General features: G+C 39.7%; 17 protein-coding genes. 9 read left to right on the top strand and 8 right to left on the bottom strand.

All coding sequences use genetic code 11. From position 1 onward, the window contains the following. Positions 1-51: 51 nt before the first annotated feature. Complete coding sequence (locus tag MTP24_RS02970; RefSeq protein WP_243532708.1) at positions 52-2,025, bottom strand: ATP-binding protein; 1,974 nt, start codon at positions 2,023-2,025, stop codon at positions 52-54. A 118-nt stretch (positions 2,026-2,143) separates the two neighbouring features. Beyond that, positions 2,144-2,671, bottom strand: a complete 528-nt coding sequence (locus MTP24_RS02965; protein ID WP_243532706.1) for a GNAT family N-acetyltransferase — start codon at positions 2,669-2,671, stop codon at positions 2,144-2,146. A gap of 48 nt (positions 2,672-2,719) precedes the next feature. Between MTP24_RS02965 and MTP24_RS02960 the strand changes: the two genes are divergently transcribed. The 6 genes from MTP24_RS02960 to MTP24_RS02935 all read left to right on the top strand — a co-directional run bounded on the left by MTP24_RS02960 (position 2,720) and on the right by MTP24_RS02935 (position 8,147). Beyond that, positions 2,720-3,295 (top strand): glutathione peroxidase, encoded by a 576-nt coding sequence (locus MTP24_RS02960; protein WP_243533656.1) that lies wholly within the window; start codon positions 2,720-2,722, stop codon positions 3,293-3,295. A gap of 84 nt (positions 3,296-3,379) precedes the next feature. Then, entirely contained in the window at positions 3,380-3,661 is a 282-nt protein-coding gene (locus MTP24_RS02955) for a peptidylprolyl isomerase (RefSeq protein ID WP_006794083.1), read from the top strand. A 64-nt stretch (positions 3,662-3,725) separates the two neighbouring features. Beyond that, positions 3,726-4,304 carry a glutathione S-transferase family protein gene (locus MTP24_RS02950; RefSeq protein ID WP_243532703.1) on the top strand — a complete coding sequence of 193 codons (579 nt, stop codon included), beginning with the start codon at positions 3,726-3,728 and terminating at the stop codon, positions 4,302-4,304. A gap of 17 nt (positions 4,305-4,321) precedes the next feature. Beyond that, positions 4,322-4,672 carry a DUF2750 domain-containing protein gene (locus MTP24_RS02945; RefSeq protein WP_006794081.1) on the top strand — a complete coding sequence of 117 codons (351 nt, stop codon included), beginning with the start codon at positions 4,322-4,324 and terminating at the stop codon, positions 4,670-4,672. Between the two features lie 97 nt (positions 4,673-4,769). Beyond that, positions 4,770-5,450, top strand: coding sequence for a hypothetical protein (locus MTP24_RS02940; RefSeq protein WP_243532701.1), 681 nt, complete (start codon positions 4,770-4,772; stop codon positions 5,448-5,450). Positions 5,451-5,573: 123 nt separating this feature from the next. Beyond that, the gene (locus MTP24_RS02935) at positions 5,574-8,147 is read left to right on the top strand and encodes a M1 family metallopeptidase (protein WP_243532699.1); all 2,574 of its coding nucleotides are present in this window, start codon (positions 5,574-5,576) and stop codon (positions 8,145-8,147) included. Between the two features lie 118 nt (positions 8,148-8,265). Here the strand turns inward: MTP24_RS02935 and MTP24_RS02930 are convergent, their stop codons facing one another. Both MTP24_RS02930 and MTP24_RS02925 read right to left on the bottom strand, forming a co-directional pair. After that, a complete protein-coding gene (locus tag MTP24_RS02930; protein ID WP_006794078.1) occupies positions 8,266-8,631 on the bottom strand; it encodes a hypothetical protein in 366 nt (121 codons plus the stop codon). Between the two features lie 61 nt (positions 8,632-8,692). Further along, positions 8,693-9,568, bottom strand: a complete 876-nt coding sequence (locus MTP24_RS02925) for a hypothetical protein (protein WP_010555690.1) — start codon at positions 9,566-9,568, stop codon at positions 8,693-8,695. A gap of 157 nt (positions 9,569-9,725) precedes the next feature. Between MTP24_RS02925 and MTP24_RS02920 the strand changes: the two genes are divergently transcribed. From MTP24_RS02920 to yjjG, 3 genes are all read left to right on the top strand, one after another. After that, the gene (locus MTP24_RS02920; RefSeq protein WP_008126819.1) at positions 9,726-10,625 is read left to right on the top strand and encodes a phosphoribulokinase; all 900 of its coding nucleotides are present in this window, start codon (positions 9,726-9,728) and stop codon (positions 10,623-10,625) included. Positions 10,626-10,700: 75 nt separating this feature from the next. Continuing rightward, a complete protein-coding gene (gene yjjX / locus MTP24_RS02915) occupies positions 10,701-11,240 on the top strand; it encodes an inosine/xanthosine triphosphatase (RefSeq protein WP_006794075.1) in 540 nt (179 codons plus the stop codon). 15 nt (positions 11,241-11,255) lie between these two features. Beyond that, positions 11,256-11,930: a pyrimidine 5'-nucleotidase gene (yjjG, locus tag MTP24_RS02910; RefSeq protein ID WP_243532697.1), complete on the top strand. Its 675-nt coding sequence runs from the start codon at positions 11,256-11,258 to the stop codon at positions 11,928-11,930. Positions 11,931-12,035: 105 nt separating this feature from the next. On the opposite strand, the gene lpxC is transcribed toward yjjG, so the two are convergent. The 4 genes from lpxC to MTP24_RS02890 all read right to left on the bottom strand — a co-directional run bounded on the left by lpxC (position 12,036) and on the right by MTP24_RS02890 (position 16,325). Further along, the gene (lpxC, locus tag MTP24_RS02905) at positions 12,036-12,947 is read right to left on the bottom strand and encodes a UDP-3-O-acyl-N-acetylglucosamine deacetylase (protein ID WP_008126813.1); all 912 of its coding nucleotides are present in this window, start codon (positions 12,945-12,947) and stop codon (positions 12,036-12,038) included. Positions 12,948-13,050: 103 nt separating this feature from the next. Then, a complete protein-coding gene (ftsZ, locus tag MTP24_RS02900; protein WP_243532694.1) occupies positions 13,051-14,295 on the bottom strand; it encodes a cell division protein FtsZ in 1,245 nt (414 codons plus the stop codon). A gap of 21 nt (positions 14,296-14,316) precedes the next feature. After that, positions 14,317-15,549: a cell division protein FtsA gene (gene ftsA, locus MTP24_RS02895; protein ID WP_010555687.1), complete on the bottom strand. Its 1,233-nt coding sequence runs from the start codon at positions 15,547-15,549 to the stop codon at positions 14,317-14,319. Next, positions 15,546-16,325 (bottom strand): cell division protein FtsQ/DivIB, encoded by a 780-nt coding sequence (locus MTP24_RS02890; protein WP_243532692.1) that lies wholly within the window; start codon positions 16,323-16,325, stop codon positions 15,546-15,548. The genes ftsA and MTP24_RS02890 overlap by 4 nt, the downstream gene beginning before the upstream one ends. Position 16,326 lies beyond the last annotated feature (1 nt).

Below are 16,326 nucleotides of genomic sequence, written 5' to 3'. Positions count from 1 at the left end.
ATTCAAAAATAAATTGTATAAACATAAACAACTTACTGTTTTAGCGTACTTTTATTCATCGACTAGGTGTTCGTCTAAATTTATTTCAAGTGGTAATTTTATATGTACTGTGGCACCACCATTGGTATTATTACACGCGCTAATTTGACCTTGATGCAACGATACAAATTCTCGGCAAAGTGCTAAGCCTAGCCCCGTGCCACCTGCACCACTGTTTGTTTTACTGCTTTGCACAAACTTTGTGAAAATATGATCAAGCTCATCTTCAGGAATACCTATACCACTATCAATGACTTCAATATCAGCAAATTGGCCATCCGATGCTAATTTAAGCGTGATGTTACTTTTGGGCTCACTAAACTTTAATGCATTGCCCAATACGTTGCGCAACAACTGATTAATTTGCTCTTCATCGCATTGCACAATGACCGGTGAATCTGGCGCAGGAAAAATAATATTAATGTGTTTTTCCATCGCCGTGCCCGACACATCATCAATGCTCGTTTTAATAATGCTTTCTAAATTATGAGGGCGCGGGTTAAACGGAAATTTACCTACATCAAGCTTTGATAAATCAAGAAGGTTATTTAATAAAGATAGCAGCCTATCGCCACTACACTCGATACGAGATAAGTATTTTAGTAACTTTTCTCTAGCAAAGTCGCCAGCTTCTAGCTTATCGAGTCCAAAGCGTGCAAAACTTAAAATTGAGTGCATGGGGGTTCGCAGCTCATGTGACATATTTGCTAAGAAGTCTGATTTACTTAAATTTGCCGCTTCGGCTACATTTTTAGCATGCTCTAACTGCGATGTACGGGCTTTGACCTCTTCTTCTAGTAACCCTTTAGCTTCTTGAAGTAGCTCTTCTTTTTGTTTTAAGTGAGTTACATTTTTGAAAATTACAGCCAGTGCAATCTCACCATGGTGATCTATTTCGTTAAAAGAGCCAAACAAAGGCACTGTGCCACCGCTTTTAATGGGTAGACGTAAATCGTAACTGAACTGACGATTGCTGTTTAATGTTGAAATTTTTTCTTTGATTCCAGCAATCGAATCGTTATCTAAAAAATCAAATAAAGATTTACCAGAAAGCCCGCTAAACGGTAGATCTAACAGTCTTAAGCAAGCGTCATTTGCTTCAATAATTTGACCGTTGCGTTTAAATAGCATGATAGCGTCAGGGGTGTGTTTATAAATAACTTGTAGCAAGCTGTCTTTTTCTATTAGTGCATCGACAGTTTCTTGAAGGCGCTCAACTAACTCGGCATTGCGGCGTTTTAATAATTCAGTTTGCCAAAGCTTATGCACTGATTGCAGTAAAATATTTTCATTGAGCGGTTTAATCAGTACGTCTTCAACACCTTGGCGAATAGCTTCAATCATTGAAACTTGGTCAGGGCGGGAAGTGAAAAGCAAGCACCGTGCATTTGGTTGCGACACTTTTAATTTTGAAAATATTTGAAGACCAGTCGCTTCACCGAGGCTAAAATCGCTAATTAAAATATCGATTTTATTACTTTTTGCAATAGTGAGTGCGTCATTTAAGCTGCTTGCCGTAAGGGCTTTAATATGTGCGCCAATTAAATTGCTCTTCATATTATCAAGGCGATTTTGGATATGATCGACCAACAATATAGTGGGCAGTTGCATCATATGGTTAGAGTCTAGCTCTAATAAACTTTCTAAAAGAGAGGTGATCTCTTTATTAGAGAAGAAAGGATAAACAACCGTAGCATCAGGTACTATTTTATTTAGGCCAGCAAATGCGGTTAACTGCTCTGTGTTTTCGGTTTTAGGGGCAAGTAATAATAAACGCCCATGAGATAATTTATCAATTAGCGGTTTAATAGGGGCAACCGGCACACCGTGAGCTATAACAACTAAATCGTAATTTTCGGCGTGAGTAAACATCTCAAGCATAGAGAAATGAATCAGCTCAACATTACATCCAATGAGCTCTAAGAGTACTTTTACTCTCATTGCTATGATGGTGCTGCTGTCTATGATCAATATTTTTCTAGCCATTAAACTACACTTACAACCAATAAAATTAATATGTTACCAGCGTAGTATAAAAACACGAAAATAACACACATTCCTGTGCGTTATTTGTAAACAAATATGACCAATAAATAAGCGTAACTTATTCTAAATGCTTACCAAATATGGTTAGGCTGTATAAGTTATTATCCATAACGGCAACGTTTGGTAACTCCCCCCACACATCAAAACCAAAGTGCTTAAATAACTTTACGCTTGGCAAATTATGGCTAAAAATAAAGCCAAGTAACACGTTAATATCAAGCTTTTTAGCCTCCGATTGCGCAAACTGCATTAACTTTTTACCCAAGCCTTTACCTTGTGCATTTTTAGTGATGTAAATGCTCATTTCTACGGTTCCATCGTAAGCAGGGCGTCCGTAAAACGATTTATAACTCACCCAAGCAAGTACGGTATCGGTATCGTTTTCGCAATACACATAAATTGGGCGCTTTTGTGTATGACTATTAAACCAATCTTTTTTTTCTTCAACGGTTACTTCTTCGGTATCTGCCGTTACCATTCGCCCTTCTATGGTTTCATTATAAATGGCGACAATATCATTAAGGTCGTCAATAGTTGCTAAGCGAGTTGTCATAGTAAATTTAAGTGGTTGATCAATTTCCTCCATATTAGCGTATGATCAGCCAATCAAACAATCGGATAGTTAGGTAATATGATGCTTAAAAAAATGATAATAGGGTTTACTGCGTTGCTGGTTAGTTCAACTTTAATGGCACAAACACAGCCAAATAATGAAGTCGTAAATCCCCAAGCCTGTGACGATTTTACTAACGTTGATATCCGAAAACTTCGCTCTAAAGAGTCCATTAATTTATGCGACTACAAAAACAAACCTCTGTTAATTGTTAATACAGCAAGTAACTGTGGCTTCACCCCTCAGTTTGAAAGCTTAGAAAAACTACACAAAACATACAAAGACGAAGGGCTTGTAGTATTGGGTTTCCCTTCTGATGACTTTTTTCAAGAAGAAGATAACGAAAAAGAAACAGCCAAAGTCTGTTTTATTAATTATGGGGTCACCTTTCCTATGTTCGCCACCAGCGAAGTGAGAGGAAGTGATGCAAATCCTATATTCAAGCATTTAAACGAGCAAACAAGTTCGCCCAATTGGAACTTTTATAAATATTTAGTATCTGCTGATCGTAAAACAATTTTACGATTTAACAGCAAAGTTAAACCAGATTCAGAAAAAATGATTAAGGCAGTGGAAAATTCCCTGTCTAAAATCTAAATTTATACTGGTACAATTTGTACAAACTAACTAGTATGGCAATACACTAGGTTAAAAAAACACCACTTATAATCAGGAGATTTTATGGCAGTGGCAAGCGCACGACACATTTTGGTAGACAGCGAAGCACAATGTTTAGACTTAAAAACAAAAATTGAACAAGGCGAAGACTTTGCTGAATTAGCAAAAGTACATTCTAATTGCCCATCAGGACAAGACGGCGGCGCTCTTGGTGAGTTTGGCCCAGGTATGATGGTTCCTGAGTTTGATAAAGTGGTATTTTCTGCCCCAATAAACCAGGTACAGGGCCCTGTACAAACGCAATTTGGTTACCATTTACTTGAAGTTACTAGCCGTTCAGAATAAATTGAGCTTTACTGCTATTAACGTTTAATAAAAGCCGCTTTAGCGGCTTTTTTTTGGAGTAATTATGCAATTAATTGGTTCTGTTCCCTCACCTTACGTTCGCCGAATTAGAATATGGGCTCTGCAAAACAACTGTAATATAGAGCTTATAAGCTTAGACATATTTTCAGCTCAAGATCGCCCTAAAATGGCCAATAAAAACCCAGCCCGTAAAATACCTATTTTAATTGATGGTGATTTAACATTGAGCGACTCAAACTCAATAATACGCTACTTATTAGAGAAAACAGGCAAATCAAAGCTAAACTGGCCGCAAGAGCACTTACTTACCACTATTAATGCCTGCAACGACTCGCTTGTTGAAATGCTATTATGCGAGCGCTCAGGTTTAGATACACGAAGCGATGCATTATTTTTTAATCTGCAAAATGAGCGAATAGAACAAACATTAAGCTTTTTAAACAACCATTTAAACGATGAACAATTTAAAAGCTGTGAATACCTCAACATCAGTTTATACTGCTTGCTTGATTGGATTAGCTTTCGTGAATTAACTGACTTTAGTCAGTACAGTGAACTTGTTGCATTTCATGGACAATTTAGCGAACGTCAATCAGCAATAGAAACTAATCCTCGTCACTAACTTAATAAGGTAAACACATGAGCGATATTGAAATTGAATCACAGCTAGTTAACTTCGTAGAAAAAGTACGTGTTAGCGAAGTCATTTGGGCACTGGGCGCAGAAGATAATGGCTTTGTAGTGTGCGACTCAAACCAATTTGACGACACTGATGTTTTACTGCTTTGGGAAAGTGAAGAAGCGGCTAAAGCGCAGTGCAAAGAAGAATGGAAAGATTACAGCCCGGTAGAAATTAACCTTGATGAGTTTTTAGATGCATGGGTTGAAGATTTAAATGAAGACGACGCATTAGTTGGCATAAATTGGAATGATGACCAAGTATGTGTAGAGATTGAACCAACGGGTTTAGCTCGTGCATTAAGTGAATAATAATTTACACACAGGACCTTAAAGCCTGATAACCCGACTAGCATCTAGTGCTAGTTGGGTATAAAATAAAACATCTCACTATTTTCAAGGTATTACGTTGAAAACCCATCTTGGTCGCCGCCCTTTTTCAGCCATGGAACTGCACACTCTTTATAATGGATTTATATACGGTGATGTTCGACTCCCCCGCGAGCAAGCAAAACATTGGCACTTTTGGCTGCCATTAATAGCCTATTACAGCGGTGCTTACAGTGATGAAATTGGCTGTTTAACACTTGATGATCTTTGTATTATTGATGATATTTTATGTTTTAACTTTCATACTCACGGTAAAATAAAGCCTCGCTTAGTCCCTGTACATAAAGCACTTATCGATGCAGGATTTAGCGATTATGTTGAGTTTATAAAGTCTAAAAACCACCAGCGACTTATGTTTGACCTCCCGGCTAAAACCGGCAGATACAGTGAAAAAGTACGTATTTGGTTTTCGGGTGAAGGCGATCGTGCCGGCTATTTACAAAAATGTGATATCCCCAACGTTGACCAGCTCGGTATGAAAACCGCCATTAGTAGCTTACGCCTTAACTTTGAACAACAAGTGCGTATTTATGCGCTTCAGGCTAACTCTAAAGACGCTTTTAATTATTTAATGGGTTTTAACGAATACCCAAACCGTCAGTTTGATGAAATCAGCTTATTAAATACGGTTATTCAACAAGTACGTATTATAAATACACAACTCAGCTGGCAACGTTTTCTATCACGCGAAAGCCACTGACAAACTTTGTTACTATTTACCATCAAAGCCACTTCTTAAATCAATTACGCGCCTCACAAAAACTGGTAGGATAAACTGTACCCATAAAATCTGGGCGTTTCTAACAATAAACAAGGGATCACTATGTTTCTAAAAAGCCTCTTAACTGTGAGTGTTGCGCTAGCAATAAATGCAGCAAACGCTAACGAATTCGTTATCGAAAAACTCGCAAAACCAAGTTCGCAAAATGTATCGCTAACGCTCGACCCAAGCAAAGATACATTCACAGGGATGACTGAAATTGCCTTAGAAGTATTAAAACCAACACATTACATTGAGCTAAACGGCGTGGATTATGCTGTAAAAATGGCGCAACTTTTAGGTAAAGAAAACTGTGACTTAAGTAATGAAATACTTAAAACAGGTAAAGTTAAATTTAGCTGTGATGAAAAAATTCAACCGGGTAAATACACGCTTAATATTGATTTTTCTGCTCCCTACAACCGCCAAAGTGTGGGGTTATACAAAACATTGGATCAAGGTACGCCTTACTTATTTACCCAATTCGAAATGAGTGATGCACGTCGTGCCTTCCCCGTTTTTGATGAACCAAGCTATAAAATTCCTTTTCAGTTAACAATAACGGCTCCAAGCTCACAAAAAGTTTATGCCAATACACCAGAACTAAAAACAACAACAAATGGTGATATGACAACCCACTTTTTTGATAAAACACCGCCTATTCCATCGTATTTGGTTGCAATGGCTGTTGGCCCGTTTGAAGAAATAGACATTGAAGGTATGCCCATTCCTGGGCGCGTTATTACTCCTCAAGGTAAAATTCATTTAGCCGAATATGCTAAAGATAATATGCCGCGCGTACTTGCAGCATTAGAAGAGTATTTTGGTATTCCTTATGTGTATAAAAAACTCGACTCAGTTGCCGTACCTGAATTTCCATTTGGCGCAATGGAAAACTCAGGTTTAGTAACTTACCGCGAAGACATTTTACTCGTTGATTTAGCTGCAGCGACACGCAGTAAAAAACAACGTAACGTATCTATTATTGCTCACGAACTAGCACACCAATGGTACGGTAACTTGGTAACCATGAAGTGGTGGAATGACCTGTGGTTAAACGAAGCGTTTGCAAGCTGGATGGCAGCTAAAATGACCAAGCAGCTAAATCCTGAGTTTGAATCACATTTAGACTTACCACAAAATAACGTAATGGCATTAGACGCCCGCTTAAGCACTAAGCCTATTCGTAAGCCAATTAAAACCGAAGCTGACATTATGGACGGTTTAGGCCTTGCATACAGTAAAGGTAGCTCAGTACTTGCAATGGTTGAAAACTGGATTGGCGAAGAAGCATTCCAAAAAGGGATTCAGCGTTACTTAAAAGACTTCTCTTATAAAAATGCAGAAGCGGCTGATTTATGGCAAGCACTAGGTAAAGCATCAAATAAAGATGTAGCCAGTGTTTTAAAATCATTTATCGAGCAGTCTTCTTTTCCTCTTGTAAGTGTTAAACAGCAAGGCAAAAAAGTAACCATTTCACAAAGCCGCTTTGTGAATGCTGGTGTTGATGCGCCAGCACAACTTTGGAATGTGCCAGTAACGATTAAATACGGTGCAGGCGACAACGTTAAAACAGCCAGTGTTTTACTAAACAAACAAAGCCAAACGCTTGATTTAGATTTTGCACCTGAGTGGATTTACCCTGACCAAGGTGCTCTTGGCTACTACCGCTGGGTAATGGACGACGCGCAATTTAACGCATTAATTGAAAACGCGCCAACAGTGCTGACTGACCGCGAACGTTTAGCGCTATTATCGGCCACCGATGCACTGCTTAAGGCTGGCGTTATCTCTGCCGCCAAGTTAATGCAAACCCTTGAAGTATTTGTAAGTGACAGCCACCCTCGTGTAGCAAATACTGCACTGGGCTACTTAGTATCGCAGCAACGTACGTTCAAAGATGAAAGCAATAAAGACTTATGGCCTGCATTTATACGTGACGCAGTGACTCCTGCTGCTAAAAAATATGGTTTAGAGGCAAAAATTGACGAAGATGGTGCAGTATCGCAACTTCGTGCAGCCGTCATATCACGCTTAGGCTTTGATGGCGAAGACCAAAACGTAATCAATAAAGCCAAAGAACAAACGCAAGTGTATTTGACTAATCCTCAAAAAGTAGACCCATACTTAGCAGGTGTTTATTTAAGACTCGCGGCTTTTCATGGTGATAAAGCCTTGCTTGATCAATTCATGACAACATTTAAAACGACTAAAGACCCTCAAGTGCGCACTAACATGCTAGCTGCTATGGGCTTTTTTGGTGAGTCTGAGTTACAAAATACAGTGCTAGCTTACAGCTTAACTGATGAAGTAACCGCCTCTGATATGCGTACTATTTTATCTGGGCAAAGTTACACAGAAGAGCGCCAAGCATTATTTATCGATTGGGTTTATAACAATTACGATAAAGTAACAGCAAGTTTGCCGCCGTTCTTTATTCCTAATTTACCGTACTTTACAACCGTAGGCTGTGATGCCAAAAGCTTAGCAACCACTCAAAACTTCTTTAACGATAAAATTTCAGAAGTGCCTGGGTACAGCCGTACATTGAGTAAACTAGAAGAAAGTACGCTTGATTGTATTGCACTAAAAAAACGCGAGCTTGATTCGGTTAATAGCTTCTTAAACAGTAAATAACCACTATGTGATTAAGCTATAAAAAAGCCGCTGAGTATTCACTCAGCGGCTTTATAATTTTAGGGCGAAACTAATTAACTCAAATTACGGATAAAAAACTTCTTAACTAAAGTTCAGATTAATTACCAATGATCATCGTCAACTTAGCAATAAAGTCTTTTGCAGCTTGCTCTGAATTTATTTTAAATGCGACACCATAATGAATTGGTTGAGCGCTTTTATATATACGAGTTGGAAATCGGGTCATTTCACTGCTATGAAAATACCCTTGTGCACGTGTTACACCATCTATGTCATTAAAGTCATCGCTAAACACTTCAAACGCAGGGCGAATCACTATTTTACCTTTACCGCTTTCACTGTGAGTGTAAAAGGCCTCTTTAGAATTAACTAACATGTATTCAGCAATGTTTTTAATTTTAAAATTACTTCTGCATTGTAGTTTTATAAGCTGCTCTGTTAACTCATCTGCACTGTACGCCATGTTTATCCCTATTCGTTAATTTGCGTATCACCTTAACGCATACGCAGTTTGAAGTCTTACTTTATTGTGTTACGTCGCATACAAATGCAAGCTTATCATTGTTGTAACTCATTCGGGTGATATTAGTTTCGCAGTAAGTGCTTAAATCAAGCCATTGTGATATCTCATTACTGCCATCGAGCTTACGTTGATAAACCCGATTTTTAATAGCGTAAGCAATTGTTTTATCATCTTTTAATATGAAGTCTTGTACCTGAGTGGGTAGCCTTAATAAATCGCCTACTTGTTTATTTTGTGGATTAAAGCTCGCTAAAATATGCTCATCATTTTTAGTGTAACTAAATAAAAACATCGCCGCGTTGTGGTTATAAATAAGTGTACGAGAAATATCACTGGCGGCTATTTCACCTCTAGCAGCGTCTACTGAGGTGTATTGAAGCGTATGCGGCTGACCTAAAATAAACATCACTAAATCGTTTTTAATGCCCCAAGCATGGTAGCCAACAGGCTCTATCCAATCAAAAATACGACTAGGCGCACTTTGTGTATCAAGCGGATACTGCCACAACTTTTGTTTTGAGTCGGCCTCTACAACAATGGCTGACAAACTTGTTTTATTAGGCATTAACGTTGGCGAATACTCACTGACAGGTGTATTTGTTAAGTTAGTTATTTCACGTGTTGTTAAATTGTAGTGTGCAATATCGGTTTGGCTTTGGTTATTAGTTAATACCTCATGGGTAAAGTATAAATCGTCATTAATTAAGTAAGGCTGGTTATTGTAACTTGTTTTGTCGCTTACTATGGTCACTTGAACACCATATGGCGTATTTAAATCAGCAAGTAATATTTGGCTTTTAGGCATGTTAGCGTGCGCACAACCTGCGGCTAACGCACTTAATGAAAAGAAGCTAAGTAATGGTTTTAAAAGTTTCATGCTTTCTCTCGTTTTAATTTTAAGCACCTCATGATAACGTTATTTGCTGATGGCGTCACTTGAGCTTAGTCAGTCAACACGTAAGATACCCAAACGACTTAAAAAAGTGTTAAGTTTAGTCTGGTTATATAGCCTGGTCCTAAAAAAGAGAATTAACATGTCAGCTAAAAATCCTATCATTGCAATTACTGGTTCATCGGGTGCGGGTACAACCACCACGACCAATGCCATTAAGCACATTTTTCGTAGCCTAAATATTCAGGCTGCATTTATTGAAGGTGATAGCTTTCATCGTTATACACGCCCCGAAATGGACAAAAAAATACGCGAAGCCCAACAAGAAAGTAAGCATATTAGTTACTTTGGCCGTGAAGCTAACGACTTTGGCGCCCTTGAATCGTTATTTAGTAATTATGGTGAAACAGGGCAAGGCAAATTGCGCCGCTACTTGCACACCTTTGATGAAGCTGTACCTTATAACCAACTGCCAGGCACATTTACTCCTTGGCAAGAGCTTGAGCATAATACAGATATTTTGTTCTACGAAGGTTTGCATGGCGGAGTTGTTGACCAAGACGTTGATGTAGCCAAGCATGTTGATTTACTCATAGGCATGGTGCCTATTATTAACCTTGAATGGATACAAAAGCTAATCCGCGATACTTCAGAGCGAGGCCACTCTCGCGAAGCCGTGATGGGGTCAATTGTGCGTAGTATGGACGATTACATAAATCATATTACCCCTCAGTTTTCACGAACGCATATTAACTTTCAGCGTGTGCCTACCGTAGATACATCAAACCCATTTAGCGCAAAAGACATTCCATCACTTGATGAAAGTTTTGTTGTGATCCGCTTTAGAGGCATTGAAGATGTTGATTTTCCTTATTATCTGAGAATGATTGAAGGTAGCTTTATGTCGCGTATTAATACGCTGGTAGTGCCGGGCGGTAAAATGGGCCTTGCAATGGAGCTTGTATTAACACCGCTGATAAAAGATATTATTATGAAAAAGCGCGCACTAGAGAACCTTGCTCCGCTTGATTTGCCTATTTAGTATTATCGCTTTAGTGCTCTTTTTTGTTTAACAGAAGTCACGTACACTGCTGATTTTACTCAATACGAGATCAGCATGTCATCATTGTTAAAAGTTATAGTTGGATCTAAAAATCCAGTAAAAATAAATGCAGCAAAGCATATTTTTACTATGTACTTTCCAAATAACACCATTGATTGCCTAGGTGTTAACGCTCCTTCAAACGTGCCAGATCAACCTATTGGTGAAGATGAAACACGTATTGGCGCGCAAAACCGTGTTAACTATTGTAAAAAGCACCATCAAGCCGATTACTACGTGGCAATGGAAGGCGGTGCAGAGCAATTTAGCTATGGTGCAGCGACCTTTGCCTATGTTGTTATTGATAACGCCACAGAACAGGTTGTAGGGCGAAGCAGTAATCTTCCATTACCCAATATACTTTTTAAAGCATTACTTAATGGCGAAGAGCTTGGCGATGTAATGGATAAAGCATTTAACACCACAAATATAAAACAAAAAGGCGGCGCCATTGGCCTGCTTACAAATAACCATGCAACACGCGAAAGTACCTATACCCAAGCACTAACCTTGGCCATGGCACCCTTTTTACATAGCGACCTATATCGCAAATAAAATACAGGAAATTGAATGAAATACAGCTACGTGTTGTTTGATGCAGACGAAACTTTATTTAGGTTTGATATATTAGCCGGTATGACCCGTATGTTTAAAAAATACGGCGTTAACTTTACGCAAGACGACTACGTTCACTACCAGAAAACCAATAAACAACTGTGGGTTGATTATCAAAATGGCGTTATTAGCGCTGATTACTTGCAGGTAACCCGCTTTAACGAATGGTCAGCAAAATTAAATGTACCCGCTAAAGAGTTGAACGATGCATTTTTAGATGCAATGGCGCAAATTTGTGAGCCATTACCAGGCGCTATAGAGTTGCTTAATAAATTAAAACCTCATGCTAGGTTAGGCATCATTACTAATGGCTTTGCTCGCCTACAAACAGTACGTTTAGAGCATACTGGTTTAAAAGATATGTTTGAATGGTTAGTTATTTCTGAGCTTGTAGGTATAGCAAAACCTAACAAAGCTATTTTTGAACATACATTCGAACTGATGGGTAACCCAAATAAGAGTCAAATATTAATGGTGGGTGATACCGCATCAAGTGACATACTTGGCGGTAATAATGTAGGTATAGATACATGTTGGTTGCAACACCCTGGTGAACAATTACCTGAAGGAATAACCCCCACTTACACAATAACCAAATTAGAACAGCTACAAGCTATTTTAGGTATTTAATTTTTAAAACTTACTATTTTAAAAGAATAGATACATAGCAAAAAAAATGACGCTAATAAGCGTCATTTTTGTAACTGTTTTAAGTGTGTACTTTAAGATACTTGGTTAGGCTGTTGCTAACTCAAGACCGGGTGCAGGCATCGTTACAGGCGTTTCAAATGTTGCCCACTCCCACGCTGACTCGGTTGCCATTACTTTACGAAGCAACTTATTGTTTAAATCGTGACCCGACTTAAACGCAGTCACCTTACCTAGAATATTATGGCCTGTCATAAACATGTCACCAACACAGTCTAGTATTTTGTGCTTAACGAACTCATCGCTGTAGCGTAAACCATTTGGGTTTAGTACTTTAAACTCGTCAAGTACTACTGCGCTGTCCATGCTGCCACCTAAAGCAAGGTTATTAGCATGCATGTATTCAATATCTTTCATAAAACCAAAGGTACGAGCACGGCTAATTTCTTCAGTAAAGCTTTGAGCGGTGATGTCTAAACCAACACGCTGACGACTTTCGTTAATAGCCGGGTGATCAAAAGCGATTTCAAAGTCGATGTGAAAACCGTCGTACGGTTCTACTTCGGCCCATTTGTCACCTTCTTCAATACGTACTTTTTCTTTAATACGAATAAAGCGTTTAGCGGCATTTTGCTCTTCAATGCCGCCTTTTTGTAATAAATAAATGAATGGTAATGCACTACCATCCATAATTGGCACTTCTGAGCTGTCTAATTCTACAATTAGGTTATCAATCCCCATTGCTGCAACTGCAGCAATTAGGTGCTCAGTAGTTGATAAACGAACGCCATCTTTGTTAATTAAACAGGTACACAACTGCGTATCGCCAACGGCTTCAGGTGTTGTTTCAAATTCAACAACCGGATCAAGGTCGACACGACGAAATACAATCCCAGTATTTGCGCTCGCAGGTCGGAGAGTTATTGTGACCTTCTCACCTTTATGAAGTCCAATTCCTATGGCTTTGACTACTTCTGCAATCGTACGCTGTTTAATCATAGGTTCGCTCACTTAAATTTATTACAGTTAGACGGCGGATAGTAACATATATACGCGCGCCTTACAATATTCGCTCAATTTACCAGCAAAATAACGTTTTTTATTAGTCTGCTTGTTTGCGTAAAAATGCAGGGATGTCAAAGTAATCACCACCCTCTGATTTATCCGCTTTTTTACTCGTTTGCGACGACGAGCTTGCTGTATTGCTAGAACTTGCTGAACTCGTTTTTTCTGCGCTTTCAGTTTGTGCTTTAGCTGCACTTTCATCGGTGCTGTCTTGGCTTGCAAAGCTAGGCACATACATGCTGCTTGCTTGGTTAGACGTGTTTGCAACATCAGAACCCGAAGCCTTTTTAAAACCGTTATCAACAATACCAAACTGTGGACGACGATCGCCGCCTAAACCCGTTGCAACTACAGTTACACGTAACTCGTCGCTCATTTCAGGATCAATTACCGCACCCACAACAACCGTTGCGTTCTCAGAGGCAAGTGCTTTAACGTGGTTACCGACTATTTCGAATTCTTCAATCGCAATATCCATACCCGCGGTGATATTAACTAAGATACCTTTGGCACCTGTTAAATCAACGTCTTCTAATAATGGGCTTGAAATAGCAGCTTCTGCGGCTTCTTGTGCACGATCAGGACCCGACGCAGATGCAGTACCCATCATAGCAGTACCCATAGCAGACATAACAGTTCGTACGTCAGCGAAATCCACGTTAATTAAACCAGAGCGCGTAATGAGTTCTGCAATACCTTGTACCGCACCAAATAATACGTCATTAGCTTTAGCAAATGCATCTAGAAGTGTAGTGCCTTTGCCTAAAACTTTAAGTAATTTATTGTTCGGAATTGTAATAAGCGAGTCTACAATTTCTGACAACTCGCTGATACCTTGTTCAGCTGCCGCTGCACGCTTCTTACCTTCAAAGTCGAAAGGACGCGTCACTACCGCAACAGTTAAAATACCCAGCTCTTTAGCAATTTTAGCAACCACAGGCGCAGCCCCTGTACCTGTACCGCCGCCCATGCCCGCTGCGATAAATACCATGTCGGCACCTTCAAGGCTTGCACGAATAGTCTCTGCATCTTCTTCAGCCGATTCGCGGCCTACTTCAGGGTTTGCACCCGCACCTAACCCAGAGGTTATTTGTGTGCCTAATTGAACTGTTACATCAGCAGCAGAATTTCGTAATGCTTGCGCATCTGTATTAGCGGCAATAAAGCGCACGCCTTCGATTTGCTGTTTTACCATGTGCTCAACAGCGTTACCGCCGCCGCCGCCCACGCCAATTACTTTTATTACAGCTTCTTCGCTGTGTTGTTCCATTATATCAAACATGTTCACTCTCCGACTTGAGTCTTAAAACTCGCCTTGAAACCATTTAGTAATGCGGTTCCACCAATTATTGTTATCCTCTGCTTTCGACTTTTGTGCATTCATCGATTGCATGGTGCGCCCGTATTGTAACAAACCAACAGCGGTTGCGTACGAAGGATCGTCTACGTAGTCTGTTAAACCAACCATCCCGATTGGTTTACCTATTCTTACTGGCATTTGAAAAATGTCTTCCGCCACTTCCATTGCACCAGTCATTTTGGCAGTTCCGCCTGTTATAACGAGACCTGCCGCAATTTGGTCTTCTAAACCTGAACGACGAATTTCTTCCATCGCAAGTTCAAATAATTCTCTGAAACGAGGTTCTACCACCTCTGATAATGTATGACGTGACATTAATCTTGCAGGGCGCCCGCCTACACTTGGCACTTCAATAGTGTCTTCACTGCTTGCCAATTGGCTGCTTGCACATGCGTATTGTACTTTGAGTGACTCTGCATGCGATATAGGTGTACGAAATATTTTTGCAATATCACCCGTTACCTGATTACCCGCCACAGGGATTACTGCTGAATGGCGCAGCGCACCGTTGATATAAATAGTGATGTCCATTGTACCACCACCAATATCGAGTACAGCGACTCCAAGCTCTTTTTCATCATCTGTGAGAACTGAATAACAAGAAGCCAATGCTGTAAATATCAATTGGTCGACTTCAAGGCCGCAACGCTCAACACATTTTTCTATGTTTTTAGCCATGTCGTTAGAGCAGGTAATAATGTGAGCTCGTGCCTCCATACGCACACCGCTCATGCCTAGTGGGTTTTTAATCCCTTCTTGCATGTCTATGCTGTACTCTTGCGGTAATGCATGTAACATTTTACGTTCAGCTGAAATAGGCACAGAACGCGCAATGTGAATCACATTTTCAATATCTTCGTCTGTTACTTCAGTATTATTAATAGCAACGACACCGCTTTCGTTCTGGCATTGAATATGTTTACCAGAAATCCCCAAGTACACTGAACTAATTCGACAATCTGCCATTAATTCGGCTTCATCTATAGCGCGGCGAATCGACTCAGACACTAAGTTTAAATCGTTAACGCCACCTTTATCCATACCATGGGATACTTGGCTGCCCACACCAACAATGCTGAGCTTGTTATCTGCGGTGATTTCACCTACCGTGGCTACCACTTTCGAGGTACCAACGTCTAATCCAATCACGAGGTTTCTTTCTGCTGACTTAGTCATGCCTTACTCTTATTTTGTAATTGTTCTTCTTGCACTGGCTTAAAGCTCACTGCAAGGCCGGTATCATACCGTAAATCGACTGCATCTATTTGTGCTTTTTCTGGATATTTCATACGTGGGTAAACGTCTATAAAACGTTGCACACGCTTGGCTTTATCCCTACGTCCTAAATTTAAGCGCACCCCGCTATCAAGCCAAAGCTGCCAAGAAAAACGCTCTGATAACGCTAAACTTTTAAGCGTTAACGCGTTTACTTTAAGCATTTCGTCAAACTGCTTAAAGGCAATCCATGCTTCTTGTTCGCTCCCTTCTGGGCCAAATAACTGAGGTAAATCTTTACTTAACTTATCGCTGCGAGCTTGAAAAGCCTCACCGTTGTTATTAATTAACAAGTCACTATTCCAATGCGCAACCGCCTCGTGTTCAACAACGTAAACCTGAATCGTATCAGGCCATTGTTTTCGCACCGATACAGTGGCCACCCAAGGTAGATTTTGCACTAGCTGTTGTACATGTTTTACATCAAGCTCAAAAAAACTACTTAAATCCGCTTTTTTTATTGCTGTTATTATTGCGGTTTCATCTGTGTATTTAGGATGCCCTTGCACCGTTAAGTGCTTTATTTGTGCATCTTTATTTTTTACTAACCAATCAGATACACCCGTTGTAATTTGCACTAAGCCAATAATAACAACTAAAAAAAAGCTCACGCCAAAAATCAGCGACCAATTTAGGTTCTGTTTGATTTTATGAGCTTTTTCTAAAAGGGGATGCATA

This window comes from Pseudoalteromonas sp. APM04 (assembly GCF_022809815.1).
GTDB lineage: Bacteria > Pseudomonadota > Gammaproteobacteria > Enterobacterales > Alteromonadaceae > Pseudoalteromonas > Pseudoalteromonas marina.
Note: the sequence above shows the minus strand (reverse complement) of the source record. Positions and strands in the feature narration are given on the sequence as shown.